At 59.2% G+C, this 24,547-nt stretch carries 22 protein-coding genes; 6 read left to right on the forward strand and 16 right to left on the reverse strand.

The genetic code is table 11. The features are described 5' to 3' along the window. The first annotated feature begins 184 nt into the window (after positions 1-184). Complete coding sequence (locus tag C2E19_RS22785) at positions 185-562, forward strand: hypothetical protein (protein WP_008082340.1); 378 nt, start codon at positions 185-187, stop codon at positions 560-562. A 248-nt stretch (positions 563-810) separates the two neighbouring features. Here the strand turns inward: C2E19_RS22785 and fadD1 are convergent, their stop codons facing one another. Together fadD1 and fadD2 are read right to left on the reverse strand one after the other, a co-directional pair. Next, positions 811-2,508, reverse strand: coding sequence for a long-chain-fatty-acid--CoA ligase FadD1 (gene fadD1 / locus C2E19_RS22790; RefSeq protein ID WP_129395185.1), 1,698 nt, complete (start codon positions 2,506-2,508; stop codon positions 811-813). Positions 2,509-2,855: 347 nt separating this feature from the next. Beyond that, on the reverse strand, positions 2,856-4,544 hold the full coding sequence (fadD2, locus tag C2E19_RS22795; RefSeq protein ID WP_129395186.1) for a long-chain-fatty-acid--CoA ligase FadD2: 1,689 nt from the start codon (positions 4,542-4,544) through the stop codon (positions 2,856-2,858). 199 nt (positions 4,545-4,743) lie between these two features. Here fadD2 and C2E19_RS22800 point away from each other — a divergent pair, with 199 nt between their 5' ends. Next, positions 4,744-5,688 (forward strand): alpha/beta hydrolase, encoded by a 945-nt coding sequence (locus tag C2E19_RS22800; RefSeq protein ID WP_129395187.1) that lies wholly within the window; start codon positions 4,744-4,746, stop codon positions 5,686-5,688. Positions 5,689-5,730: 42 nt separating this feature from the next. Further along, entirely contained in the window at positions 5,731-6,201 is a 471-nt protein-coding gene (locus C2E19_RS22805) for a MaoC family dehydratase (protein WP_003227420.1), read from the forward strand. A 265-nt stretch (positions 6,202-6,466) separates the two neighbouring features. On the opposite strand, the gene C2E19_RS22810 is transcribed toward C2E19_RS22805, so the two are convergent. After that, the gene (locus tag C2E19_RS22810; RefSeq protein WP_129395188.1) at positions 6,467-6,934 is read right to left on the reverse strand and encodes a PA2169 family four-helix-bundle protein; all 468 of its coding nucleotides are present in this window, start codon (positions 6,932-6,934) and stop codon (positions 6,467-6,469) included. 205 nt (positions 6,935-7,139) lie between these two features. Between C2E19_RS22810 and C2E19_RS22815 the strand changes: the two genes are divergently transcribed. Both C2E19_RS22815 and C2E19_RS22820 read left to right on the forward strand, forming a co-directional pair. After that, positions 7,140-7,376 carry a DUF3820 family protein gene (locus tag C2E19_RS22815; RefSeq protein ID WP_003227425.1) on the forward strand — a complete coding sequence of 79 codons (237 nt, stop codon included), beginning with the start codon at positions 7,140-7,142 and terminating at the stop codon, positions 7,374-7,376. Positions 7,377-7,405: 29 nt separating this feature from the next. Beyond that, a complete protein-coding gene (locus C2E19_RS22820) occupies positions 7,406-8,587 on the forward strand; it encodes an aminotransferase class V-fold PLP-dependent enzyme (RefSeq protein WP_129395189.1) in 1,182 nt (393 codons plus the stop codon). 4 nt (positions 8,588-8,591) lie between these two features. Here C2E19_RS22820 and C2E19_RS22825 read toward each other — a convergent pair whose 3' ends face one another. From C2E19_RS22825 to zwf, 4 genes are all read right to left on the reverse strand, one after another. Further along, on the reverse strand, positions 8,592-9,317 hold the full coding sequence (locus tag C2E19_RS22825; protein ID WP_129395190.1) for an intradiol ring-cleavage dioxygenase: 726 nt from the start codon (positions 9,315-9,317) through the stop codon (positions 8,592-8,594). A gap of 305 nt (positions 9,318-9,622) precedes the next feature. Next, entirely contained in the window at positions 9,623-10,288 is a 666-nt protein-coding gene (locus C2E19_RS22830; protein WP_008082815.1) for a bifunctional 4-hydroxy-2-oxoglutarate aldolase/2-dehydro-3-deoxy-phosphogluconate aldolase, read from the reverse strand. 17 nt (positions 10,289-10,305) lie between these two features. Continuing rightward, entirely contained in the window at positions 10,306-11,019 is a 714-nt protein-coding gene (gene pgl / locus C2E19_RS22835) for a 6-phosphogluconolactonase (protein WP_129395191.1), read from the reverse strand. Further along, positions 11,006-12,472: a glucose-6-phosphate dehydrogenase gene (gene zwf / locus C2E19_RS22840; RefSeq protein WP_129395192.1), complete on the reverse strand. Its 1,467-nt coding sequence runs from the start codon at positions 12,470-12,472 to the stop codon at positions 11,006-11,008. Before zwf ends, pgl begins: the two co-directional genes overlap by 14 nt. A 226-nt stretch (positions 12,473-12,698) precedes the next feature. Here zwf and C2E19_RS22845 point away from each other — a divergent pair, with 226 nt between their 5' ends. Then, positions 12,699-13,559, forward strand: a complete 861-nt coding sequence (locus C2E19_RS22845; RefSeq protein WP_171057240.1) for a MurR/RpiR family transcriptional regulator — start codon at positions 12,699-12,701, stop codon at positions 13,557-13,559. A gap of 208 nt (positions 13,560-13,767) precedes the next feature. Here the strand turns inward: C2E19_RS22845 and C2E19_RS22850 are convergent, their stop codons facing one another. The 9 genes from C2E19_RS22850 to C2E19_RS22890 form a co-directional block, all read right to left on the reverse strand. Continuing rightward, positions 13,768-14,622 (reverse strand): D-hexose-6-phosphate mutarotase, encoded by an 855-nt coding sequence (locus C2E19_RS22850; protein WP_129395193.1) that lies wholly within the window; start codon positions 14,620-14,622, stop codon positions 13,768-13,770. A 113-nt stretch (positions 14,623-14,735) separates the two neighbouring features. Further along, on the reverse strand, positions 14,736-16,085 hold the full coding sequence (locus tag C2E19_RS22855) for a carbohydrate porin (protein WP_129395194.1): 1,350 nt from the start codon (positions 16,083-16,085) through the stop codon (positions 14,736-14,738). A 219-nt stretch (positions 16,086-16,304) separates the two neighbouring features. Further along, complete coding sequence (locus C2E19_RS22860; RefSeq protein WP_123593657.1) at positions 16,305-17,465, reverse strand: ABC transporter ATP-binding protein; 1,161 nt, start codon at positions 17,463-17,465, stop codon at positions 16,305-16,307. A gap of 2 nt (positions 17,466-17,467) precedes the next feature. Then, a complete protein-coding gene (locus C2E19_RS22865) occupies positions 17,468-18,313 on the reverse strand; it encodes a carbohydrate ABC transporter permease (RefSeq protein WP_129395195.1) in 846 nt (281 codons plus the stop codon). Then, a complete protein-coding gene (locus C2E19_RS22870; protein ID WP_008082808.1) occupies positions 18,306-19,214 on the reverse strand; it encodes a carbohydrate ABC transporter permease in 909 nt (302 codons plus the stop codon). Before C2E19_RS22870 ends, C2E19_RS22865 begins: the two co-directional genes overlap by 8 nt. Positions 19,215-19,445: 231 nt before the next feature. Next, positions 19,446-20,747, reverse strand: a complete 1,302-nt coding sequence (locus C2E19_RS22875) for an ABC transporter substrate-binding protein (protein WP_129395196.1) — start codon at positions 20,745-20,747, stop codon at positions 19,446-19,448. A gap of 118 nt (positions 20,748-20,865) precedes the next feature. Next, the gene (locus tag C2E19_RS22880; RefSeq protein WP_129395197.1) at positions 20,866-22,125 is read right to left on the reverse strand and encodes an AGE family epimerase/isomerase; all 1,260 of its coding nucleotides are present in this window, start codon (positions 22,123-22,125) and stop codon (positions 20,866-20,868) included. Positions 22,126-22,348: 223 nt separating this feature from the next. Then, positions 22,349-23,818, reverse strand: a complete 1,470-nt coding sequence (locus tag C2E19_RS22885; protein ID WP_129395198.1) for an ATP-binding protein — start codon at positions 23,816-23,818, stop codon at positions 22,349-22,351. Further along, positions 23,808-24,539 carry a response regulator gene (locus C2E19_RS22890; protein ID WP_025112821.1) on the reverse strand — a complete coding sequence of 244 codons (732 nt, stop codon included), beginning with the start codon at positions 24,537-24,539 and terminating at the stop codon, positions 23,808-23,810. Before C2E19_RS22890 ends, C2E19_RS22885 begins: the two co-directional genes overlap by 11 nt. Between the last annotated feature and the right edge of the window lie 8 nt (positions 24,540-24,547).

Genomic DNA, 24,547 nt, shown 5'->3' on the forward strand with positions numbered 1-24,547 from the left:
TGCATTAAGGGGGAAAAGTCAGTACGTAATGATTGACTGGCCGGGTTTGCGCCAAGTTTCATTTATTTTTCGCAGGCTCATTTCGTCGCGGCGTGCAGGTTGGGCTTTATGTTTGTGTGCATTGCCCCGAGAATGCGCAACATATGGGCGCCGTGCGCCAATGAACCGATCCCGCAGGAATGTTATGAAACTCGATAAAACGCTCGCCATCGCCCGTCGAAACAAGGAACTGGGCGGCGCCGTGCTCGGCACCAACAACTGCCACTTCGCCGAACTGAACCGCAACCGCAACATCTGGTGGTTCGATCTGCCGGTGTCGCGTCTGGCGATTGGTCAGTACGAGTGGATTCACCTGTTGATGCACACACCGGCCACCGACGAACTGCTGCACCTGAAGGTGCCGACGGTGTTTCTGCGTGAGAAGCTCGAGGGGCTGGTGATTCGCAACGAGGGCAAACGCAAGGCGGCATTGAGCCTGGAATTGAGTGCGGACAAGGATTCGTATCTGCAGGACATGCGTCCGGCGGGCACCAACGTGAATTTCGCGCCGTTCCGTCAATAGGATTTGTGCAGCCCCCTTCCCCTCACCCTAGCCCTCTCCCAAGGGAGAGGGAACTGACCTAGGTGTCTGAACGAGGTACACCGACCTGAAATATCGAGTCGAACTCAGATTCTGAAAAGCCCCCGATCAGCTCCCTCTCCTTCGGGAGAGGGCTGGGCGGGCGGCGCTCCGATGAGGGGCAGGTTCACCGCATAACTCAAGCCTTGCTCGCCCCAACAAAAAGCCCCGCATCTGCGGGGCTTTTTGGTTTAAGCGGCGTTCTTCGCCTTGATCTTCTTCAGCTCTTCATCGCGCAATTCACGGCGCAGGATCTTGCCGACGTTGGTCGTCGGCAGCGCATCGCGGAACTCCACCGAACGCGGCACCTTGTAGCCGGTGACGTTAGCGCGCATGTGTTCCATCACCGTTTCCTTGGTCAGCGTAACGCCAGGTTTCGCGACGATGAAAATCTTGATCGCCTCGCCCGACTTCTCGTCCGGCACGCCGATGGCCGCGCACTGCAATACGCCTGGCAGGGTCGCCAGCACGTCTTCCAGTTCGTTCGGATAAACGTTGAAACCGGAGACCAGAATCATGTCTTTCTTCCGATCGACAATGCGCATGTAGCCGTCCGGCTGGATCAGCGCGATGTCACCGGTCTTCAACCAGCCTTCGCTGTCGAGCATTTCATCGGTGGCTTCCTGACGCTGCCAGTAACCTTTCATCACTTGCGGGCCTTTGATGCACAGCTCGCCGATCGCGCCCAGCGGCTGCTCGACACCAGCATCGTCGATGACTTTGCACAGGGTCGACGGCACTGGAATGCCGATGGTGCCGATCTGGATGTGCTGGATCGGGTTGACCGTGGCCACCGGGCTGGTTTCGGTCATGCCGTAACCTTCGCAGATCGAGCAGCCGGTCACTGCTTTCCAGCGCTCGGCAGCGGCCAGTTGCAGGGCCATGCCGCCGGACAGAGTGACTTTCAGTGCCGAGAAATCCAGCTTGCGGAAACCTTCGTTATTGCACAGCGCCACGAACAACGTGTTCAGGCCGACAAAACCGCTGAACTTCCACTTCGACAGTTCCTTGACCATTGCCGGCAAGTCGCGCGGGTTGCTGATCAGGATGTTGTGGTTGCCGATCAGCATCATCGCCATGCAATGAAAGGTGAACGCATAAATGTGATACAGCGGCAGCGGGGTGATCAGGATCTCGCAACCTTCGTTGAGGTTGGAGCCCATCAGAGCCTTGCACTGCAGCATGTTGGCGACGAGGTTGCGGTGGGTCAGCATCGCGCCCTTGGCCACGCCGGTGGTGCCGCCGGTGTATTGCAGCACCGCGACGTCGCCGCTGTCCGGGTTGGCTTCAGCCACAGGCTGGCCCAGGCCCTTGCTCAGCACGTCGTTGAACTTGACGGCTTTAGGCAAGTGATAAGCCGGCACCATCTTCTTCACGTACTTGATGACGCTGTTGATCAGCAGGCGCTTGATCGGCGGCAGCAGGTCGGCAACTTCAGTGACGATAACGTGTTTGACGCCGGTTTTCGGCACCACGGCTTCGGCCAGGTGCGCCATGTTTGCCAGGCAAACGAGGGCTTTGGCACCGGAGTCGTTGAATTGGTGTTCCATTTCCCGCGCGGTATACAGCGGGTTGGTATTGACCACGATCAGCCCGGCACGGATCGCACCGAAGACGGCCACCGGGTATTGCAGAACGTTGGGCAATTGCACGGCGATTCGATCACCGGGCTGCAAGTCGGTATGCTGTTGCAAATACGCGGCAAACGCACCGGACAATTCGTACAGTTCACCGTAGGTGATTGTCTTGCCCAGGTTGCTGAAAGCCGGTTTGTTGGCGAAGCGTTGGCAGGATTGCTTCAACACTGCCTGAATGTTCGGATACTCGTCTGGATTGATGTCGGCAGCAATTCCAGCCGGGTATTTATCCTTCCAAAAGTCTTCGATCATGGAAGCCCACTCCTCAGCAACGCGAATTCTTCACCGCATTTGATGCGATTATTATTGGTGTGTGTTTTGTATTGGTGAATCTGGCTTTCAGATAGGCCGAGAAGTCACAAAGCGCGCCGAGAGTAGCAGCTTTGCCGAGGGTCGACTAGAGCCAAAAGCGGCCCATACAGTCATATTTGTGACTCAAGACTTGCCAGCAGTCATTTTAGAGCAAAAATCCTATAACACCCTGAAAGCCCCGGAATCTGGGGCTTTAAAGCAAAAGATCGCAGCCTGCGGCAGCTCCTACATGGGAATGGGTTTCCTGTAGGAGCTGCCGCAGGCTGCGATCTTTTCGTTTTCAGACGTTAAGCGATATCGCGCAACTCACGGCGCAGGATCTTGCCGACCGGCGTCATCGGCAACGACTCGCGCAACACAATGTGTTTCGGCACTTTGTACGCAGTGAAATTCTCCTTGCAGTAGGCCTTCAGCTCTTCAAGGCTGACGCCGGTTTCCCGCGCCACCACAAACAACTTCACCGCCTCGCCCGAACGTTCATCCGGCACGCCGATCACCGCACAGTTGGCGACTTTCGGGTGGGCCATGACCACGTCTTCGATCTCGTTCGGGTACACGTTGAAACCGGAGACGATGATCATGTCCTTCTTGCGGTCGACGATGCGCACAAACCCATCCGGATCGATCACCGCAATGTCGCCGGACTTGAACCAGCCCTCGGCATCCAGCACTTCGGCGGTGGCCTCGGGCTTATGCCAGTAGCCCTTCATGATCTGCGGGCCTTTGATGCACAACTCGCCCCGCTCGCCCATCGGCTGCTCGACGCCATCATCGTTGATGACCTTGAGCAACGTGCCCGGTACCGGCAGGCCGACCGTACCGAGGCGCGACTGGTCGCCGTACGGATTGGTGCAGGCCACCGGAGAGGTTTCGGTCAGGCCGTAACCTTCGGTGATGCGGCAACCGGTCATCTGCTCCCAACGCTCGGCGGTGGCCTTGACCAGCGCGGTGCCACCAGAGTTGGTGAGCTTCAGGCTGGAGAAATCGAGGGTCTTGAAATCCGGGTGATCCATCAGTGCGACAAACAACGTGTTCAAGCCGAGCAACGCCGAGAAACGCCAGTTCTTCAACTCTTTGATGAAGCCGGCAATGTCGCGCGGATTAGTGATCAGCACGTTGTGGTTGCCGGACACCATCATGCACATGCAATTCGCGGTGAAGGCATAGATATGGTAGAGCGGCAGCGGCGCAATCATCACTTCCTGGCCTTCGCGCAGCAGTGGCTGACCGTCCGGGCCGAGCTGCGCCAGACAGGCGCGCACTTGCTGCATGTTCGCCACCAGATTGCCGTGGGTGAGCATCGCGCCCTTCGCCAAGCCGGTGGTGCCGCCGGTGTATTGCAGCACGGCGATGTCGTCGAGGCTGACCTTCAACGGCTTGATGCCCAGGCCCCGGCCCATGCGCAGCGCGCTCTTGAAGGAAATCGCCTGCGGCAGCGAATACGCCGGGACCATTTTCTTCACTTTGCTGACCACGGTGTTGACCAGCCAGCCCTTGGCGGTGGGCATCAGGTCGCCCATTTTCGCTTCGATCAGGTACTGGATGTCGGTGTCGGGCAGCACTTCCTGGACTTTCTGACCGAACATGTTCAGGTACACCAACGCGCGGGCGCCGGAATCCTTGAACTGGTGGCGCATCTCCCGCGCGGTGTACAACGGGTTGGTGTTGACCACGATGAGTCCGGCACGCAAGGCGCCGAACACGGCAATCGGGTAATGCAGGACGTTGGGCATCTGCACGGCGATGCGGTCGCCCGGCACCAGATCGGTGTGCGCTTGCAGGTAACCGGCGAAGGCCGCGCTGTGGCGCTCCAGTTCGGCGTAGGTCAACGTGACGCCCATGTTGCTGAAGGCCGGGCGGTCAGCGAACTTCTTGCAGGAACGCTCGAACACCTCGATCACCGACTTGAACTCGCCCATGTCGATGTCCAGCGGTACGCCGGCCGGGCGTTTGTCGTTCCAGAAATCAGGTTGCATTGTTCTTGTCCTCTTTACCTGAGCCGATCCGGGCCGCTTTCTGTCATTTCTGAAAAAGCGGAGCTTCACGGACACTAGCAGTTATGGCCATTCAGGCAAATAAGGGCAAAGCCGTCATTGATCGTGTGAATCTTCCTGCCGTGGCGTGGGCTGATCAGACGCGCTATACAATGTTCCGACTCTGAGCAAAGGAATCGCCATGACCCACGACACCCTATGGCTGGACGCGAGTGACCGCAGCCGCCTGTTCATCAATCGCTGGTTGCCGCTGGCACCGTTGAAAGCGGTGATTCTGCTGGCCCATGGCATGGCCGAACACAGCGCTCGTTATGCACGTTTGGCCGACACGTTTTGCGACAAAGGTTATGGCGTTTACGCCGCCGATTTGCGTGGCCATGGCAAAACTGCCGATCACGGTACCCTCGGACATTTCGCCGACGATGACGGCTGGTGCAAAGTGCTCGGCGACCTGGCCAGTATCAATCAGCACATCGGCCAGCAACATCCCGGCGTGCCGATCATCCTGCTCGGTCACAGCATGGGCAGCTACCTCGCCCAGGCGTACCTGCTGCACCACAGCGCCAGCCTGCACGGGGCGATTCTCAGTGGTTCAAATTTCCAGCCGGTGGCGCTTTATCGGGCCGCGCGGCAGATCGCTCGCCTGGAAAAACTGCGCCAGGGTGGCAAGGGTCGCAGTGCGCTGATCGAGTGGCTGTCGTTCGGCTCGTTCAACAACAAATTCAAACCGGTGCGCACACCGTTCGACTGGTTGAGCCGCGATCCGGCCGAAGTCGACAAGTACGCTGCCGACCCACTGTGCGGCTTTCGCTGCACCAATCAGCTATGGATCGATCTGCTCGGCGGCTTGCAGCAAATCAGCAAAGCGTCCAATCTCGCCCAGATCGACCCGGGCCTGCCATTGCTGGTGATCGGCGGCGAATGTGATCCGGTGAGTGACGGCAAGCGTCTGACAGATCTGGCCAATGCCTTGCGCACGGCCGGCAGCCACAACCTGCAACTGAAGATCTACCCGCAGGCCCGGCACGAATTGTTCAACGAAACCAATCGCGATGAAGTGATCGCCGATGTGCTGGCCTGGATCGACCAGGCCCTGAGCCATCCGCGCCCTCAGCGCAGCGAGTAATTTTTTGTGGATTCATTTAATCCGTCACAGGAACCGAGACCGATGACCCAGGTTACCAACATCCCTTACGAAGCCCTCGAAGTCGGCCAGACCGCCAGCTACAGCAAGACTGTCGAAGAGCGTGACATTCAGCTGTTCGCCGCGATGTCCGGCGACCATAACCCGGTGCATCTGGATGCCGAGTTCGCGGCGGCCAGCATGTTCAAGGAGCGTATTGCTCACGGCATGTTCAGCGGCGCGTTGATCAGTGCCGCCGTAGCTTGCGAGTTGCCTGGGCCGGGCACTATTTATATCGGCCAGCAGATGAGTTTTCAGAAGCCGGTGAAGATTGGCGACACGCTGACCGTGCGCCTGGAAATTCTCGAGAAGCTGCCGAAGTTCCGTGTGCGCATTGCGACGCGCGTGTTCAACCAGCGTGATGAGTTGGTGGTAGATGGCGAGGCTGAGATTCTGGCACCGCGCAAGCAGCAGACGGTGACGTTGCCTACTTTGCCAGCGATCAGCATTGGCTGATTGATTGGTGGTGTGTCAGTGAGAGCTTTTCCCCCTCACCCCAGCCCTCTCCCCCAGGGGGGCGAGGGGGAAGGGAGCCGATCTCTTTGGGTTTCAAATCCTGAGTTCACCTCAGATCGCTCAAGTCGGTGTATCTCAAACAGCCACCTCGGTAAGTCCCCTCTCCCTCCGGGAGAGGGCTAGGGTGAGGGGCTCTTGCTTTTGCTTTTCCCTGCCCCATAAAAAAACGCCAGACTAGCTGGCGTTTTGTGTAATCGTCGAACGCTTACGAACGGGCGCGAGCCTGGTTACGCAGGGCTTTCACCTGATCGTGGTTGCGTTGCACGCCGTGGTATTGGCGTTCAACCAGATCACGAATACCTACCAGGTTGTGCTTGTTGATTTTCTCGATGGCTTCACGATAAGCCTTCAGTGCGTGATCTTCACCACGCTCGGCTTCGTTCAGCACAGCCTCTTCGTCCTTGCCGGTGAACATGGCTTTGACGTCGACCCAGCGACGGTGCAGATCACCGCTGACGCTGGTAGAAGTTTCCGGATCGCCGCCCATCGAGCGCACGGCGGCTTGCAGTTCAGCAGCGGCGGTGGCGCAATCGGCAGAGCGCGTGACAAACAGGGTTTTCAGTTCTGGATGCTTGATGTCTTCAGCGCAAGTCTTGAACCCTTCCTGACCGTCCTTGCTGGTTTCAATCAGGTCATTGAGTACAGAGATGGCTTCTTTATTCATGTCGGTCATTTTTCAATTCCTTGCGATCGGTGGAAGATGCAAGGGATATTGCAGTGTGCGTGCCAGCTTTTTCTCAACAATCAAAGTGTTATAAATCAACAACTTAAAGTTAAGTGAACTATCTGTATCGCGGTTATTTGCATGATCTGTCATTTGGCCTGCATGCAGAATGCCTGTATTTTCCAATCTGATTTGAAGCCAGACGATCTCACTGATGAATCCCGAAAAACTCGAACTGCTGATCACCCGCGAAATGCCTTTCGGCAAATACAAGGGCCGGATCATTGCGGACCTGCCGGGGCCGTACCTGAACTGGTTTGCCCGGGAAGGTTTCCCCCACGGCGAACTCGGCGGCCTGCTCGCGCTGATGCAGGAGATCGACCACAACGGCTTGTCGGACTTGCTCGAACCGCTGCGCGCCAAACATGGCAAACCTGCCCCGCGCCACTGAAGCGCCCTCCTCTTATAGAGCCAGCCGCCATGCCCGATAACACCCGCCGCGCCCGTGACGAAGCCTTCTGGCAGACGTTCGCCGATCGTTACGATGTTCAACCCGGCCCCGTAAATCTGGAAAACGGTTACTTCGGGCGTATGTCGCGCACGGTGATCGAGGAGTACCAGCGCAACATCGAGCTGATCAACACCAGCAACTCGGTGTATGTGCGCCAGCGTTTCGAGCAGCACGACAATCTGGACATTCGCGCGCAGCTGGCAGAGCAGATTGGCGTGCGCGCGCAAAGCGTTGCTTTCACCCGCAACGCCACCGAAGGCCTGCAATCGCTGATCCGCAATTACAACCGCCTGCAACCGGGCGACCAGGTGCTGATCTGCGACCTTGAGTACGACACGGTCAAGGGCGCCATGCGCTGGCTGGCGAGGCATCGCGGCGTCGAGGTCATCGAGATTGCCCACTCGCACCCGGCGAGCTTCGACAGCCTGCTGGAGACTTACCGCGAAACCTTTGTCCGCCATCCCAAACTGAAACTGATGGCCCTGACCCACGTCACCCATCGCACCGGTCTGGTGATGCCGGTACAGGCCATCGCCGCACTGGCCAGGGAGTATGGGGTCGACATCATTCTTGATGGGGCGCACGCCCTCGGCCAGATCGAGTTCGACTTTGAAGCCCTTGGCATCGCGTTCGCCGGCTACAACCTGCACAAATGGATCGGTGCGCCGCTGACACTTGGCTTCATCTACATCGCCCCGCAGCGCTTGGCCGACATCGATCCGGACATGGGCGAGATGCACTATCCGGTCAATGACATCCGCGTGCGCACGTCCTACAGCACACCCAACATTCCGGCGTTGATGACCCTGCCGCTGGTGTTCGAGGAACATCGCTCGCTCGGCGGCGCAGCGGCAAAAGGTGCACGCCTGAATTACCTGCGTAATCTGTGGGTCAGCGCGGTACGCCACTTGCCGGGTATCGAAGTGATGACGCCGGACGATCAGCGACTGTATTGCGGGATCACCGCGTTGCGGTTCACCCGTCACGACGACCAACAGGCCATGGCCGAGCGTCTGCTCAATGAGTTCAACCTGTTCACCGTGGTGCGCAATGGCGCGGCGTGCGGGCCGTGCATCCGCATTACGCCGGGGCTGACCACTACCGCTGGCGACATGCAACTGCTGACCCGCGCGCTGAACGAGCTGCGCTGACGGGCTAAACAGTAAACTTGTCAAAGTCCTCGGGCTTGATCTGCGACGACGCCGCAAAGGTATCGATACCGATCGTCAGCTGGCCGAAAAAGCCATCTTCGTGGGTGTCGCGACCGATCGGCCACACCGTCAGCGTCGAGGCTTCGCCCTTCATGTCGGCGTAAAAGCTGTCCTCGGCATTGTTCAGTACCTTCGCCGAGCGTCCGCGATAGGCTTTGGCATTGAGTACCGAACGGGAAACGACTTCGGGGAAATACAGCTGGCCAACCCAGGCGACATTGCGCGCTTCGAGAAATTCGCTACCGGCAACGATGCGTACCGCCATGTGAATGTGCAGTGCGCGACCGGCGTAGAAACCTGGGTAAATCGTGGTAAAGCGCACCCGTCCCTTGGAATCACAGAACTGGCTGCCACGCAGGTAGGTGTCATCGTCGGTGCGCGGGATTGAACCGATGGCCTCGGCATCGACTTCAACATCCGGATTGATCCGGCTCCAGCCCGAATACGCGCCGCGTGCGTTGCAATGCCAGATATCCACCAACGCGCCATTGACCGGTTCACCGGTCATTGCATCGACGATGGTCAGGCGCAGCAGTAGCGGCAAACCTTCTGCGCCCTCGCTGATGTTGCGCCGCAGCAATTGCGGGTTGCGAAAGTACGGCCCGGCGATTTGCTCGGGAGCCAGTTGATACACCTGGTTCGGGGAGGATGCAGCAGAGTCTTGGTCCATGACGCGTTCTCTCTTCCATAAGATGAAAGCAGATTAGCGCCAAGCAACAGCCTGTGTGCGGTAACTATGTATCGCGTCGTAACTCGTGGGTTCTGATCTTTTGACGTAGCCATTTGAGAGCAAGATCAAAAGATCGCAGCCTCGTTGCGCTCGACAGCTCCTGCATCGCATCCCGTATCGCCCCTGTAGGAGCTGCCGCAGGCTGCGATCTTTTGATGTTGGCTTTTCTGCGGGCAAAAAAAAACGGTGCGCCGACCGAGCGCACCGTAAAGCCGTAGAACACACAACGAAGTGTTTGGTAACAATCAGTCCAGCAGCGCCAAAGCCTCAGCGGTGCATTCCTGAATACGAGCCCAGTCGCCGTTCTTGATCCATTCCGGATCGAGCATCCAGCTACCGCCCACGCACATGACGTTTTTCAGCGCCATGTAGCTCTTGATATTGGCTGGGCCGACGCCGCCAGTCGGGCAGAATTTAACTTCGCCGAACGGGCCGCCGAGGGCCTTGATTGCCGCGACGCCACCGCTGACTTCAGCCGGGAACAGCTTGAAGCGGCGATAACCCAGACCGTAGCCTTCCATGATGCCGGAGGCGTTGCTGATGCCCGGCAACAGCGGAATCGGGCTGTCGACGCTGGCTTCCAGCAAATCACGGGTGATGCCCGGGGTGACGATGAATTGCGAACCGGCCGCTTCTGCCGCCGCGAGCATGTTGCGATCGAGCACGGTGCCGGCACCGGTCATCAGTTCCGGACGCTGGTCGCGCAGGATCTGGATGGCCTTGAGGCCGAACTGCGAACGCAGGGTCACTTCCAGCGCGGTCAGACCACCGGCGGCCAAGGCGTCGGCCAATGGCAGCACGTCCTGTTCGCGAGCGATGGTGATCACCGGCAGGATCCGCGCCTTGGCGCAGAGGCTGTCGATCAGGGCAACTTTGTCCGCCATGGAAACGGTCGGGGATGGGGTTGTCATAGCGGCTGTTCCTTGGCTCATGGGCACCAGTAAATCTCTAACGTAGGTTGCAGAAACGCGCGCACCGGCATGGCGGCGACGTCATCGGATGCCAGCGCGGCATTCAGGGTGGTCAGTTTCGACTGACCGGAAATCGACAGAATCTTGTGTTTCGCCGAGGCCAGCAGCGCACGGCTCATGGTCAGGCGCTGACGCGGCACACTTGGCGCCAGCATCGGCCAGCAACGGCGGGTGCCATCGGCTTGCAGCGCTTCGGTGAGATTCGGGCTGTTGGGAAACAGCGACGCGGTGTGGCCGTCATCGCCCATGCCCAGCACCAGCACGTCAATCGCCGGCAATTCGGCGAGCAAACGGTCAGCCTGTTCGGCAGCCTGTTCGACGTTTGCCGCAGCGCTGTAAAGACTGAGGAACTGCGCTTTCGCCGCCGGGCCTTTGAGCAGGTATTGCTTGAGCAGGCCGGCATTGCTGTCGGCGTGTTCAACCGGTACCCAGCGCTCGTCGGCGAGGGTCACGACGACCTTCGACCAGTCCAGTTCCTGCTTGGCCAGATGCTGGAAAAACGCCACCGGGCTACGTCCGCCAGACACCACCAACACCGCATTGCCGCGCGCCGCAATGGCTTCGCTCAATTGCTTGGCAACGTTCAGCGCCAGACCTTCGGCCAACAGCGCCGGGCTCTTGAATGCGTGAGCATTTACGCCCGCAGGCAGTTGCACATCAGATATCGCCATACCACGACCTCCCGTCCCGCGTGATCAATGCAATGGAGCTCATCGGCCCCCACGACCCGGCCGCATACGGCTTGGGCGCGTCACCGGATTTTTTCCACCCGGCGATCAACTGGTCACACCATTTCCACGCGGCTTCGATTTCATCTTTACGGACAAACAGGTTCTGATTGCCGTTCATCACTTCCAGCAACAACCGCTCGTAGGCATCGGGGATCCGCGCGCTACGCCAGGTGTCGGAGAAATTCAGTTGCAGCGGCCCGCTGCGCAGTTGCATGCCCTTGTCCAGGCCCTGCTCTTTGGTCATCACGCGCAAGGAAATACCTTCGTCCGGTTGCAGGCGAATGATCAGTTTGTTGCTGATCTGCAAGCGCTGCTCAGGGGCGAAGATGTAGTGCGACGGTTCCTTGAAGTGGATGACGATCTGCGACAGCTTTTGCGGCATGCGCTTGCCGGTACGCAGGTAGAACGGCACGCCCGCCCAGCGCCAGTTGCGGATGTCGGCACGCAGGGCGACGAAAGTTTCGGTGTCGCTCTGGGTATTGGAATTCGGTTCTTCGAGGTAACCCGGGACGGATTTGCCTTCGCTGTGGCCGGCGATGTACTGGCCGCGCACCACTTGCGTGGTCAGGCCTTCCGGGCTGATCGGCGCCAGCGCCTTGAGGACTTTTACTTTCTCGTCACGGATGCTGTCGGCGGACAGGTCGGCCGGCGGGTCCATGGCGATCAGGCAGAGCAGCTGCAACAGGTGATTCTGGATCATGTCGCGCAGCTGGCCGGCCTTGTCGAAGTAGCCCCAACGGCCTTCGATACCGACCTTCTCGGCCACGGTGATTTCCACGTGGGAGATGTAATTCTGGTTCCACTGGGTTTCAAACAGGCTGTTGGCGAAACGCAGGGCGATCAGGTTCTGAACGGTTTCTTTGCCCAGATAGTGGTCGATACGGTAGGTGCGGTTCTCCGGGAAGAACTGCGCCACGGCGTCATTCACTTTGCGCGACGATTCGAGGTCGGAACCGATCGGCTTTTCCAGCACCACCCGGGTGTTTTCTGCCAGACCGACTTTCGCCAGGTTCTCGCAGATCGCGCCGTACACCGCCGCCGGTGTGGCGAAGTAGGCAATCATGCGTTGCGTGCTGCCGGCCAGTTCGGCCAGCGCGACGTAATCTTCAGCCTTGAGAAAGTCGACGTGCAGGTAGGTCAGGCGCGCCAGAAAGCGCTCGGCCACGGCTTCGTCCAGCTCTTTGCCGACGTAGCGGCGCAATTCGGCGGCGATAAACGCCAGGTGCTGCTGCTCGGTGCCGTCTTCACGGGCCAGCGCGATGATGCGCGTGTCCTCGTGCAACAGATCGGCGCCATCGAGGTGATAAAGGGCAGGAAACAGCTTGCGCAGAGCCAGATCGCCAAGCGCGCCGAACAAGGCAAAGGTGCACGGTTCAACCGTAATCGAAGGCATGATGTTTGTTCTTTTATCAAGTTAAGCTACAAATACCTTTTTTCAAGGCATCACTCAAGGGAAAATGTAGTAATAACCACAACATTTTCGCAAAATACAGATTCCGAGTGGTGGTCGCTCGGACGCATCAGTAGGATAGGCCACCGTTACGGGCCATATCAAAGGCCCAATTTGCATAGCCCGGCGCACCTTTGCGCAGGTGAATTAGGAATTCCATATGGACCGCGTGCGAAATTTACTGGAACAGATCCAGAGTCGCCTTGAAGACCTGAACAAGGCCGAACGCAAAGTCGCCGAGGTGATCCTGCTCAACCCGCAGCAGGCCACCCGCTTCAGCATCGCCGCCCTCGCCCAGGCGGCGTCGGTGAGCGAACCGACGGTCAACCGCTTCTGCCGTTCGTTCGGTGTCAGCGGCTATCCCGAACTCAAGCTGCAACTGGCGCAAAGCCTGGCCAGCGGCGCGGCGTACGTCAGCCGCGCGGTCGAGGCCGATGACAACCCCGAGGCGTACACGCAAAAGATTTTCGGCAGCGCCATCGCGTCGCTGGACAGCGCTTGCCAGGCGCTCGATCCGAATCTGATCAGCCGCGCCGTTGACCTGTTGATTCAGGCGCGGCAGATCCACTTCTTCGGCCTCGGGGCTTCGGCGCCGGTGGCGCTGGATGCGCAGCACAAGTTCTTCCGCTTCAACCTCGCGGTCACCGCGCACGCCGATGTGCTGATGCAGCGGATGATTGCGTCGGTGGCGCACACCGGTGAGTTGTTCGTGATCATTTCCTACACCGGCCGCACCCGTGAGCTGGTCGAGGTGGCGCGCATTGCTCGCGAGAACGGCGCTTCGGTGCTGGGTTTGACGGCGGAGAATTCGCCGCTGGCCAAGGCGAGTACCTTGAGCCTGAACATCCCGCTGCCGGAAGACACCGACATCTATATGCCGATGACGTCGCGGATCATTCAGTTGACCGTGCTGGATGTGTTGGCGACCGGGATGACCTTGCGTCGCGGGGTGGATTTCCAGCCGCATCTGCGCAAGATCAAAGAGAGCTTGAATGCCAGCCGGTATCCGGTTGGGGATGAATTCAACTAAAGATCAAAAGCACCCTCACCCCAGCCCTCTCCCTCCGGGAGAGGGGGCCTACCGAAGTGTCTTGCGCTGTACATCGACCTGAATGATCGAGTCGATTATGGATTCAGCACTGCACTTTCACGTCGGCGTAACTCTTCAGCATCCCGCAATCAGTCCCCTCTCCCTCCGGGAGAGGGCTAGGGTGAGGGTAGCGGTGTACTTGGCACACTCAAGCTGCCGTCCACGCCTGCAAGCTCAAATGGGCCTTCTCCCCCGGCGCCAGATGCAGACTGTCCGTCCCGCCCGCCGCCGCTTCCACGCAGACAAACTCCGAAATCTCATCCCACGTCACCCCCAACAACGGCCGCGCCCCCGGATGCCAGACCACCGTGTCAGCACTGTCACCGGTATCGATACACAACTCGCGCTGCCAGGCGTGATCCTTGAGCTGCAATTCGCCGTCGTGCTGGAACACCCGCTGACACCCGCCATCCACCCGCAACTCGCCTTCCTGCTGGCAAGACTGGCGGCTCAACTGGTCGTAACCCTGCGCTCCTTCGAGCCCAGACAGCGCTATCTCACCAACGTCGCCAATACGCCAGTAAGCGTGCAAAGCCTGGCTCAACTGGCACGGCATGTCGTCCTGATGCTCGGTGCTCAGGCGTAATTCCATGCGTTCGCCAAGGTGCGCATGCAGGTCAACCTGCCAGTCGCACAGCTGCAATTGCCAGTGCAGACGCACGCCATCGTCGGCGCTGCTGCTGTCGAGCAACTTCCAGTCGAGCAATCGCGCCCAACCATGTGAAGGCCACGCGTTTTCGCTGGGATGACGGCCGTACCACGGCCAGCACACCGGCACGCCACCACGGATCGCGCCGACATGCGGCCACTTCGCCGCACACCACAACCACGGCTTTTGCCCACGCGGCTGAAAGTGCAGCAACTGCGCGCCCTGACGACTGAACACCGCCTGACACAGCGGATGATCGATCACCAACACGTCGCGCATCTGATAGCGCTCCCAGGCGAAGATCGGCTGTTCGCGCAGGGATTTGAAGAAGCGTTGTAGCGGATGCTCATGCATTTGCCACGGTCCCGAATTCATTTGTTACGGGGATTACTGCCCCTCAAAAAAAAGCGGACAGCCTTGGCTGTCCGCAAATATGCGCACATAGAGAGGAGCTTATCGCAGACGCGTTAGAACGTAGACTGAATTTTCAGGCCAGCGACCAATGCGTTGTCCACTGCATCCACACCGCCCGGGTGAGTGATGTATTGCAGGTTAGGACGTACGGTCAGCCAGTTGGTGACGTGGAAGCCGTAGTTGATCTCGTAGTTGTATTCGGTTTCACGAATCGGCGAGAACACCGGATTGTCGTAATCCGATACACCGTTGGAAACGTTGAGCAGCTCGGCGTTTTTCTTCACGTCATCGTTGACGTGGATACGTGCTGCGCCGATACCGACGTCATCCTTCGGACGCGCGTCGAACGGGCCTTTGTAGACAAACATCACCGACTGGTAGTTGTCGATGAAGTTGGTGTCCTTGTCGTGGAAGGTCGCGTTGGCAGCGATGTTCAGACCGCGGGTCGCATCACCGTTGTGGCTGGTGAGTTGCTGTTGCGCCACGAACCAGTAGCCGCTTTTGCTGCTGTGGGTCTTGTAGGCGTTGCCAGTGGTGGCTGCATCGAAACCGTTGACGTCTTCACGAACGTCGTCGGCATCAGCCGTGCTCTTGTAGTAACCGACGCGGTATTCGCCCGGCAGGCTGTTGACCTTCGGAGACCAGACCAACTCGACTGGCAACACAGTACCGGCGGTGCCACTGCCGCTGAGCTTGAAGCCGTTGCCGTGTTCCAACTGCGACGGGTTCTGGTTGTACGCGCCGATTTGCGCGTAGAGTTCGTCGTTGATGTTGTACTTGACGCGGATCGCGGCCTGGCTGACTGGCCAGTTGTACCAGATGTTGGTTGCCCAGTTACCCACTTGCGAACCGCAGAACGCGAGGTTCTGGAAGTCGCACGGGAAGGTGTTGAAGTCTTCGCCTTCACCGAAGTAACCGGCCTTGACGTCGAGTTTGTTGTCGAAGAACTGGTGCTGAATCCACAACTGGGTCAGACGCACCATGTGGCCACGGCCGTAAACTTCTTGCGAAGAACTCAGGGTGCCAGCACGCGGATCGCCAACGCGGTCGTTGGAGATGTTGTAACCGTTACGGTTGGTCAGCTGGATCTTCGCCTGGGTGTTATCCCAGCCCCACAGCTTTTGCAGATCGAGTGCCACGCCCAGACCGAACTGGTCAGCGTAACGCGCGGTCTTGTCGTCGTTGTAGCCACCGTGCAGGTTGCCACCGACTTCCCCAACGTAGTCGGCCTTGATGTCGATACCCTGCTCGATCAGCTTGGTCCGCTCGCCACCCCAGTCACCGGTCATCCATTTCGAATCGGAGCTGAAGGCATCCGCCGCCATGGCGTTACCGGCCAGCACCAACGCCGCCGCAGCTGACACTTGGCAGATCAACCGGACATTGACGTGTTTCTTTTTCATCCCTACATCCTCGTCTTTATTGTTATTAACTGTTTTTATCTAACGCGGTTTACATAAATTGCGATGGATTACAGGCAATCCGCCGCGTGCTCCTTGTGGAATCCAATCCCTGTGGGAGCTGGCTTGCCAGCGATGGCATCGACTCTGTTCCACTGTGAACCGAGTTGCCTGCATCGCTGGCAAGCCAGCTCCCACATGACTGCATTCCTACATTGATTTTCAGCGGCCTTTGAATTGGGCCACGTTCGCAGACCGCGCATCGGTCTGTGGTTGGCCGGCAGTGCCCAGACGCTCACCCGTTTTGGCATCAAACAGCAGCACTTTCGACGGATCGAATTGCAGCGTCAGGCTTTCGCCCACCTGCGGTGCCACGTCCGGCGCCAGTCGGCAGCAGACTTTGGTTTCATTCAAATTGACGAACACCAGGGTGTCCGGACCGGTCGGCTCAGTGACCTGCACTTCGGCACGAATGCTTGGCAGGCCATTGCCCTCGCCGTTCGCCAGAACGATCTGTTCCGGGCGCAGGCCGAGGATCACTTCGCGATCTTCGAGGCCAGCGTCCTGCATGCTCATCGGCAGCTCGCAACGGGCCTGGCCGCTGTCGAGCAGCGCCAGCAAACGGCCGTCCTTGCGTTGCAGACGCAGCGGAATGAAATTCATCGGCGGCGAACCGATGAAGCTCGCCACGAACAGGTTGGCCGGGTCGTTGTAGATCTCTTTCGGCGTGCCGAACTGCTGAATGATGCCGTCCTTCATCACCGCCACTTTGTCGCCCAGGGTCATCGCTTCGATCTGGTCGTGGGTCACGTAGACCGTGGTGGTCTTCAGGCGCTGGTGCATCAGTTTCATTTCGGTACGCATCTCGACGCGAAGCTTGGCGTCGAGGTTGGACAGCGGTTCGTCGAACAGATAAATCTTCGGACGACGCGCCAGCGCACGGCCCATCGCCACACGCTGTTGTTGGCCACCGGAGAGCTGACCCGGCTTGCGATTGAGCAAATGTTCGATCTGCAGAAGTTTTGCCACGCGCGCGACTTCTTCGTCGATCGCCGCCTGAGGCATCTTGCGAATCTTCAGGCCGAATTCGATATTCTCGCGCACGCTCATGGTCGGGTACAGCGCGTAGGACTGGAACACCATGGCGATGTCACGATCCTTCGGGCTCATGCCGCTGACGTCCTGGTCACCGATCATGATCGCGCCGCCGGTGATGGTTTCCAGACCGGCGATGCAGTTCATCAACGTCGATTTGCCGCAGCCCGACGGGCCAACGAGAATCAGGAATTCGCCTTCCTTGATCGACAGTTCGATGTTCTTCAGGGTGTCCGGCAGGCCGGCACCGTAGGTCTTGTTTACGTTGCGAAGTTCGAGCGTTGCCATGATTACCCCTTGACTGCGCCGGCCGTCAGCCCGCGCACGAAATACTTGCCTGCGACCACATAGACCAGCAGGGTCGGCAGGCCGGCGATCATCGCCGCTGCCATATCAACGTTGTATTCCTTGGCGCCGGTGCTGGTGTTGACCAGGTTGTTCAGCGCCACCGTAATCGGCTGCGAATCACCGCTGGAGAACACCACACCGAACAGGAAGTCGTTCCAGATCTGGGTGAACTGCCAGATCAGGCAGACCATGATGATCGGCGTCGACATCGGCAGAATGATCCGCCGGAAAATCGTGAAGAAACCCGCGCCATCCAGGCGTGCAGCTTTCACCAGCGCATCCGGAATGCTCACGTAGTAGTTACGGAAGAACAGTGTGGTGAACGCCAGACCGTAAACCACGTGGATAAACACCAGGCCGGTGGTGGTGCTCGCCAGGCCCATCTTGCCGAGGGTGAACGAGGCCGGCAGCAGCACGGTCTGGAACGGCAGGAAGCAGCCGAACAACAGCAGACCGAAGAACAACTGCGAACCACGGAAGCGCCAGAACGACAGCACATAACCGTTCAACGCACCGATGGCGGTGGAGATGGCTACCGCTGGCACAGTGATCTTGATCGAGTTCCAGAAGTAGCCGTCAACGGTGGCCCAGGCCTTGACCCAGCCGATGCCGCTGACCACGGTCGGCCAGCTCAGCAGGTTGCCGGTGCTGATGTCTTCCGGGGTCTTGAAGCTGGTCAGCAACATGACCACCAGCGGCACCAGGTACAGCAGGACGGCGAGGATCAGCACCGCGTAGATCGCGATGCGACTCAGGCTGATAGCAGGTTTGGCAGCGAGACTAGTCATTGCGCTTGGTCCTCAGCTCGGAATACAGGTAAGGCACGATGATCGCGAGGATCGCACCGAGCATCAGAATCGCACTGGCCGAGCCCATGCCCATCTGGCCGCGACTGAAGGTGAAGGAATACATGAACATCGCGGGCAGGTCGGAGGAATAACCCGGACCACCGGCGGTCATCGCCGCGACCAGGTCGAAGCTCTTGATCGCAATGTGCGCGAGGATCATCACCGCACTGAAGAACACCGGACGCAGGCTTGGCAGCACCACTTTCCAGTAGATCATCGGCATGCTCGCGCCATCGATCTGCGCGGCACGGATGATCGATTGATCAACGCCACGCAGGCCGGCGAGAAACATCGCCATGATGAAGCCCGAGGCTTGCCAGACAGCGGCGATCACCAGGCAATAGACCACGCGATCCGGGTCGATCAGCCAGTCGAGACGGAAGCCTTCCCAGCCCCAGTCACGCAACAATTTGTCCAGGCCCATGCCCGGGTTGAGCAGCCATTTCCACGCAGTACCGGTGACGATCATCGAGAGCGCCATCGGGTACAGGTAAATGGTGCGGATAAAGCCTTCGCGACGGATGCGCTGGTCGAGGAACACCGCCAGCAACACGCCGATCACCAGAGTGATACCGATGAACATGCCACCGAACACCGCGAGATTTTTGCTCGCGACCCACCAGCGATCGTTGTCGAACAACCGCGCGTATTGCGCCAGACCAGCCCACTTGTAATTAGGCAGGAACGTCGAGGTGGTGAACGACAGCACGAACGTCCACAGGATGTAGCCATAGAAGCCCACCAGCACGATGAACATGCTCGGCGCCAGCACCAGTTTGGGTAGCCAGCGTTGCAATGCATCGAACGGCGAGGCCTTGCTGAACACAGCAACAGAACTCATGGGGAAATCCAGTACAGGTAATAAAAACTACAGTGAGATCCCTTGTGGGAGCGGGCCCTGTGGCGAGGGGATTTATCCCCGTCCGGCTGCGAAGCAGTCGCAAAACCATTGCACGCGGTATTTCTGAAACTGCGCCGCTGCAATTTTCTGGGGCCGCTACGCAGCCCAACGGGGATAAATCCCCTCGCTACAAAGGCCCGCTCCCCCAGGAGAAGCCTGTGCTACTGACGCTTATTTGGACGACTTGATCGCTGCGCCAAGTTTCTTGGCGGTGTCGGCCGGGTCGGCTTTCGGGTCGTTGATGTAGTTGGTCACGACATCAAAGAACGCGCCTTGCACGGCCAGCGTGGTCGCCATGTTGTGCGCCATGCTTGGTTGCAGGCCGCCGGACTTGGCGTCAGCCAGGAAGTCTTTGGCAGCAGTCTGTGCGCAGGAGTCGAAGCCCAGCGATTCCATGTTGTTCAACATGTCGTTGCGAACCGGGATCGAGCCTTTGTTGATGCTGAAGACTTTCTGGAAGTTTTCACCCAACACGACTTTGGCGATGTCTTTCTGTCCAGCCGCAGTGCCTGCGTCTTTCTGCTTGAACACAGCCAGCGAGTCGATGTTGTAGGTGAACGCCTTGTCGGTGCCCGGGAAGGCTACGCACTCGTAATCCTTGCCAGCGACTTTCTTCGCGGCGGTCCATTCGGACTTGGCCCAGTCACCCATGATCTGCATGCCGGCCTTGCCGTTGATGACTTTGGCCGCTTCCAGGTTCCAGTCCTGACCTTTGCCGTCGACGTCCATGTAGGTCGCGACTTTCTTCAGCTCGGTCAGTGCCTTGACCATTTCCGGACCGGTCAGTGCGCCGTTGTCCAGATCAACCAGGGCTTTCTTGTAACCATCGACACCCATGACCGAAAGCACCACGGCTTCGAACACGGTGCTGTCCTGCCAAGGCTGACCGCCGTGGGCCAGCGGAATGAAGCCCGCAGCCTTCAGCTTGTCGCCGGCGGCATAGAATTCTTCGAGGGTGGTCGGGTTCTTGGTGATACCGGCTTTCTTGAAGACTTCCGGGTTGATCCACAGCCAGTTCACACGGTGAATGTTCACCGGCACGGCCACGTAATCACCGTCGTACTTCACGGTATCGGAGACTTTCTTGTCGAGCAGGCTATCCCACTTTTCCGACTTGGCGACGTCTTTCAGTACGTCGGTGTCAAGCAGGCCGGTCGACGCCCATTCCTGGATGTCCGGGCCTTTGATCTGAGCAACGCCAGGTGGGTTGCCGGCGACTGCGCGGCTTTTCAGCACGGTCATGGCAGTTGCACCGCCACCACCGGCGACAGCGCCGTCTTTCCAGGTGAAACCGTCTTTTTCGACTTGCGCCTTGAGCACATCAACAGCAGCTTTTTCGCCACCGGACGTCCACCAGTGCACGACTTCGACCGAACCTTTGGATTCGGCAGCGGAAACACTGAGAGGCAGAATTGCGAGCGGGAACAGGGAGGCGACAGAAATGACAGTAGCGAGGCGAGAAATCGCATTCATCTGAGATGTACCTTTCTTGTTGTTATGCATGCAAGTCTGGTGCTTGCGCTGCACAGGAGTTTAAACAGGGCGATTCCCTTCGCAGGTAACGAAGGGACGCGCGAATGTCACCACATGGTTACACAGGAGTGCCCTGGAACAACTGCGCCAAGGCAGTCGCCATACTGGGTGACAAGGGTAGACGAGGGATCAGCACCGCTTGCCATGCGTGATACAGATCGGGTTTGCCCGCCCAGATATCGGCACTTGGCACGTTTTGCGGATTGAGTTCGTGATGCCAGCTGCCGTCGCAACGGTCGATGAAATTCTCTTCGCAGAATTCCCAGAACAGCCGGTACCAGGTTTCGTATTGCTCATCGCCGGTGCGTTTGAGCAAGGCGCTGGCAGCGGCGCTGGCTTCGGCGTGCGTCCAGTGCAGGCGGTGGCGGACAACGGCTTGGTTGCCCCAGTCGAGGGTGTAGACAATGCCCGGCAAACCATCGACGTTCCAGCCGTTGCGGCAGTTGTTCTCGAAGAGTTTCTGCGCATCGGTCGCGAGCCAACCCGGTGTGAGCATGCCCGCCTGAACCCGCGCCGCTTCGAGGTGCAGCAACAGCCGCGCCCACTCGAAACCGTGGCCCGGCGTGGTGCCGTAGGGGCGGAAACCATCAGCAGGATTGTCGTGGTTGTATTCGCGCAACGGCTGCCAGTCGCGGTCGAAATGCTCGATGACCATGTAACCGTTGGCGGCGGCGTGGCCGTGAATGACTCGCTCGACAATGCGTTGCGCACGCACCAGCCAGCGCGAGTCTTCAGTGACATCGGCCAGGGCGAGGAACGCTTCGGTGGCGTGCATGTTGCTGTTGGCACCGCGATAGGCTTCTTCTTCGCTCCAATCGCGATTGAAGAACTCGCGCATGGCGCCCTCTTCTTCGCTCCAGAAATAGGTGTCGATGATGTCGATGGCATCATCCAGCAACGCTTGTGCATCGGGGCGTTTGGCGACCACGGCAGAACTCGCGGCCAGCGCAACGAATGCATGCAGATAGGCGTTCTTGCCGGTGTTGTCGTCACGGTGTTCGGCGATGGCGAACCAACCGCCGTGCAATGCATCACGCAATGGCCCGCGCAGGGCGGCAATGCCGTGATCGATCAGTTCGGCGAAACCCGGCAAGCCCTGGATATGGGCCATGGCGAAGCTGTGGGTCATGCGCGCGGTGTTCATGGTTTCGGCTTGCGCGTTGGCTGGCAGACGCCCGCGTTCGTCGAGGTTGCCGAAGCCATCGGGGAATTTTGCTGCCTTGGCGAAATCCAGCAGGCGCAGGCCTTCGTTGGCGAGCCATTGCTGATGGGCAGGGGCATTCAGCCAACTGCTGAAGCCGGGTTGGAAGAGATCCATGGTTGGCCTTTTTTGTTGTTATGACTGCGGGGAGTCTAAACAACGGGCCGGGATGGGCTTGTAACGAAGGGGGCGGGTTTTGTCACCAGCCCGTGACATTTGTGTTGTTGGGTCGGACGCCTTCGCGAGCAAGCCCGCTCCCACAGGTGACCGCATTCTTCCCGATGGAATGCGGTCACCTGTGGGAGCGGGCTTGCTCGCGAAGAACGATAACGCGGTCTACCTAGTCAGCACTGCGCGGCAGTTGCAGGGTCACCCGCAACCCACCCTCACGCAAATTCTGCAACGTCACTTCGCCGCCATGACTGTGAGCAATATTGCGCGCAATACCCAACCCCAGCCCATACCCCTGCTGCTGCCCCGCCAACCGGAAGTGCGGCTCGAACACCTGCTCCAGCCGCTGCTCCGGCACGCCCGGCCCTTCATCGTCGACATGCAAGACAAACGCACTGTCATCGTCATCAATGTGCAGATGCGCGTTCTGCCCATACTTCAAGGCGTTGTCGATCAAATTGCCGATGCAGCGCTTCAACGCCAACGGCTTGCCCGAATACGCCGCCAGCGCCCGGCCCTGCTGAGTCACGCGACCATTGCCGTTCGGCGCCAGGTACGGCTCGACCAGACAATCGAGCACATGGTTGAGATCCACCGGCTCGATGTTCTCGTGGATGTCGGTGTCTTTCACGCATTGCAGCGCGCCTTTGACCAGCAGTTCCAGCTCGTCCAGATCACGGCCGAACTTGGCTTGCAGGGTTTCGTCTTCGAGCAATTCGACGCGTAGGCGCAAGCGCGTGATCGGTGTGCGCAGGTCGTGAGAAATCGCACTGAACAACTGACTGCGTTCGGTCAGGTAACGGCTGATGCGTTCGCGCATGGTGTTGAACGCACGGCCCACTTCGACCACTTCACTGCCGCCGCCCTCGGCCACTGGCTCAACGTCGGCGCCCAGCGACATGTCCCGCGCTGCCCGTGCCAGACGCTTGAGTGGCCGACTCTGCCAGTGCACCAATACGCCGATGAACAGCAGCAGAAAGCCGCTGGTGAGGACGATGAACCACACCTGCTGCGACGGCAGGCCTTGCTCTTCAAGACTGGTGTACGGCTCGGGCAGCAACGAGGCGATGTACAGCCATTCGCCCGGCGCCATCTGGATTTGCGTGACCAGCACTGGCGGGTTCACCGGCTCCAGGGTCAGCGCGTAATGCGCCCAGGAGCGTGGCAACTCATCGAGTTTCAGCCCGGCGTTGAAAATCCGCAGGTCCTCAGGGCTGACGAACGTCACTGAAATATCCGTGTCATGGCCGAGGGTCTGGCGCAGTACTTCGTCGACCGCTTTCATCACCGCCGCTTTACGCGGCGTAACCGGTAGCACGTCCATGCCCAGCGGTTTGTCGTTGAGCGTCACGACAAAACGGGTGCCGCCCATGCTGCGCAACTGATCGAGCACCAATGGCCGGTAAGCCACCGGCAATGAGCGGAAGTAACTGACGCTGGCGGTCATCGAATGCGCAAGGCTGCGGGCGCTGGTGACCAGGCCTTCGAGCTGCGTGGCGCGCAGTTGCGAAACCCAGATTACGCTCGACAGCGTTTGCGCGAACAACACCGCCAACAGCGTCAACAGCAGCATTCGCCCAAGCAACGAGCGCGGCACCGGCACCCTGGCGGCGATTTTGCGCAGCGACTCAGTGACCATTGCCGGCAACCACGTTGGCTGCCAGTTGATAACCGCTGCCGCGCACGGTGCGAATCAGTCGTGGCGGTTTTTCAGTGTCGCGCAGGCGCTGGCGCAAACGGCTGACAGCCATGTCGACGATGCGATCGAGCGGCATCAGGTCGCGGCCACGGGTGGCGTTGCCGATGGTGTCGCGGTCGAGGATTTCCTGCGGGTGATCAAGGAACAGTTTCAGCAGGGCGAAGTCGGCACCGGAGAGGATTACTTCCTCGCCGTCGGTGTGAAACAGCCGATGGCTGACCATGTCCAGCCGCCACTCGTCGAACGCCAGCACTTCACTGCCGCTGCGCTCCTGGCCAAATTGCGCGCGGCGCAGCAGGGCTTTGATCCGCGCTTGCAGTTCGCGTGGGCTGAAGGGTTTGCCGAGGTAGTCGTCGGCGCCGAGTTCCAGCCCGATCACGCGGTCGGCTTCGTCGGAGCTGGCGGTGAGCATGATGATCGGCACCTGCGCCTGACGCGGATGCTGACGTACCCAACGGCACAGGCTGAAGCCGTCCTCGTCAGGCAGCATGACATCGAGGATCACCAGATCGCTCGGCGCTTCGTTGAGTGCCTGACGGAAACTGGCGCCATCGGCGGTGGCCCGCACCTGAAACCCGGCGCGGGTCAGGTAGGTTTCCAGCAACTCGCGTATTTCCTGGTCGTCATCGACCAACAATATCGACTTGTTGACTGAGCTCACTTCGAAGG

This window comes from Pseudomonas sp. DTU12.3 (assembly GCF_004124275.1).
Lineage (GTDB): Bacteria > Pseudomonadota > Gammaproteobacteria > Pseudomonadales > Pseudomonadaceae > Aquipseudomonas > Aquipseudomonas helmanticensis.

Excerpts from the sequence above, each read along its gene's own strand:
- C2E19_RS22785 (WP_008082340.1), top strand. The coding sequence starts at position 185 with ATGAAACTCGATAAAACGCTCGCCATCGCCCGTCGAAACAAGGAACTG.
- fadD1 (WP_129395185.1), bottom strand. The coding sequence starts at position 2,508 with ATGATCGAAGACTTTTGGAAGGATAAATACCCGGCTGGAATTGCTGCC.
- fadD2 (WP_129395186.1), bottom strand. The coding sequence starts at position 4,544 with ATGCAACCTGATTTCTGGAACGACAAACGCCCGGCCGGCGTACCGCTG.
- C2E19_RS22800 (WP_129395187.1), top strand. The coding sequence starts at position 4,744 with ATGACCCACGACACCCTATGGCTGGACGCGAGTGACCGCAGCCGCCTG.
- C2E19_RS22805 (WP_003227420.1), top strand. The coding sequence starts at position 5,731 with ATGACCCAGGTTACCAACATCCCTTACGAAGCCCTCGAAGTCGGCCAG.
- C2E19_RS22810 (WP_129395188.1), bottom strand. The coding sequence starts at position 6,934 with ATGACCGACATGAATAAAGAAGCCATCTCTGTACTCAATGACCTGATT.
- C2E19_RS22815 (WP_003227425.1), top strand. The coding sequence starts at position 7,140 with ATGAATCCCGAAAAACTCGAACTGCTGATCACCCGCGAAATGCCTTTC.
- C2E19_RS22820 (WP_129395189.1), top strand. The coding sequence starts at position 7,406 with ATGCCCGATAACACCCGCCGCGCCCGTGACGAAGCCTTCTGGCAGACG.
- C2E19_RS22825 (WP_129395190.1), bottom strand. The coding sequence starts at position 9,317 with ATGGACCAAGACTCTGCTGCATCCTCCCCGAACCAGGTGTATCAACTG.
- C2E19_RS22830 (WP_008082815.1), bottom strand. The coding sequence starts at position 10,288 with ATGACAACCCCATCCCCGACCGTTTCCATGGCGGACAAAGTTGCCCTG.
- pgl (WP_129395191.1), bottom strand. The coding sequence starts at position 11,019 with ATGGCGATATCTGATGTGCAACTGCCTGCGGGCGTAAATGCTCACGCA.
- zwf (WP_129395192.1), bottom strand. The coding sequence starts at position 12,472 with ATGCCTTCGATTACGGTTGAACCGTGCACCTTTGCCTTGTTCGGCGCG.
- C2E19_RS22850 (WP_129395193.1), bottom strand. The coding sequence starts at position 14,622 with ATGCATGAGCATCCGCTACAACGCTTCTTCAAATCCCTGCGCGAACAG.
- C2E19_RS22855 (WP_129395194.1), bottom strand. The coding sequence starts at position 16,085 with ATGAAAAAGAAACACGTCAATGTCCGGTTGATCTGCCAAGTGTCAGCT.
- C2E19_RS22860 (WP_123593657.1), bottom strand. The coding sequence starts at position 17,465 with ATGGCAACGCTCGAACTTCGCAACGTAAACAAGACCTACGGTGCCGGC.
- C2E19_RS22865 (WP_129395195.1), bottom strand. The coding sequence starts at position 18,313 with ATGACTAGTCTCGCTGCCAAACCTGCTATCAGCCTGAGTCGCATCGCG.
- C2E19_RS22870 (WP_008082808.1), bottom strand. The coding sequence starts at position 19,214 with ATGAGTTCTGTTGCTGTGTTCAGCAAGGCCTCGCCGTTCGATGCATTG.
- C2E19_RS22875 (WP_129395196.1), bottom strand. The coding sequence starts at position 20,747 with ATGAATGCGATTTCTCGCCTCGCTACTGTCATTTCTGTCGCCTCCCTG.
- C2E19_RS22880 (WP_129395197.1), bottom strand. The coding sequence starts at position 22,125 with ATGGATCTCTTCCAACCCGGCTTCAGCAGTTGGCTGAATGCCCCTGCC.
- C2E19_RS22885 (WP_129395198.1), bottom strand. The coding sequence starts at position 23,818 with ATGGTCACTGAGTCGCTGCGCAAAATCGCCGCCAGGGTGCCGGTGCCG.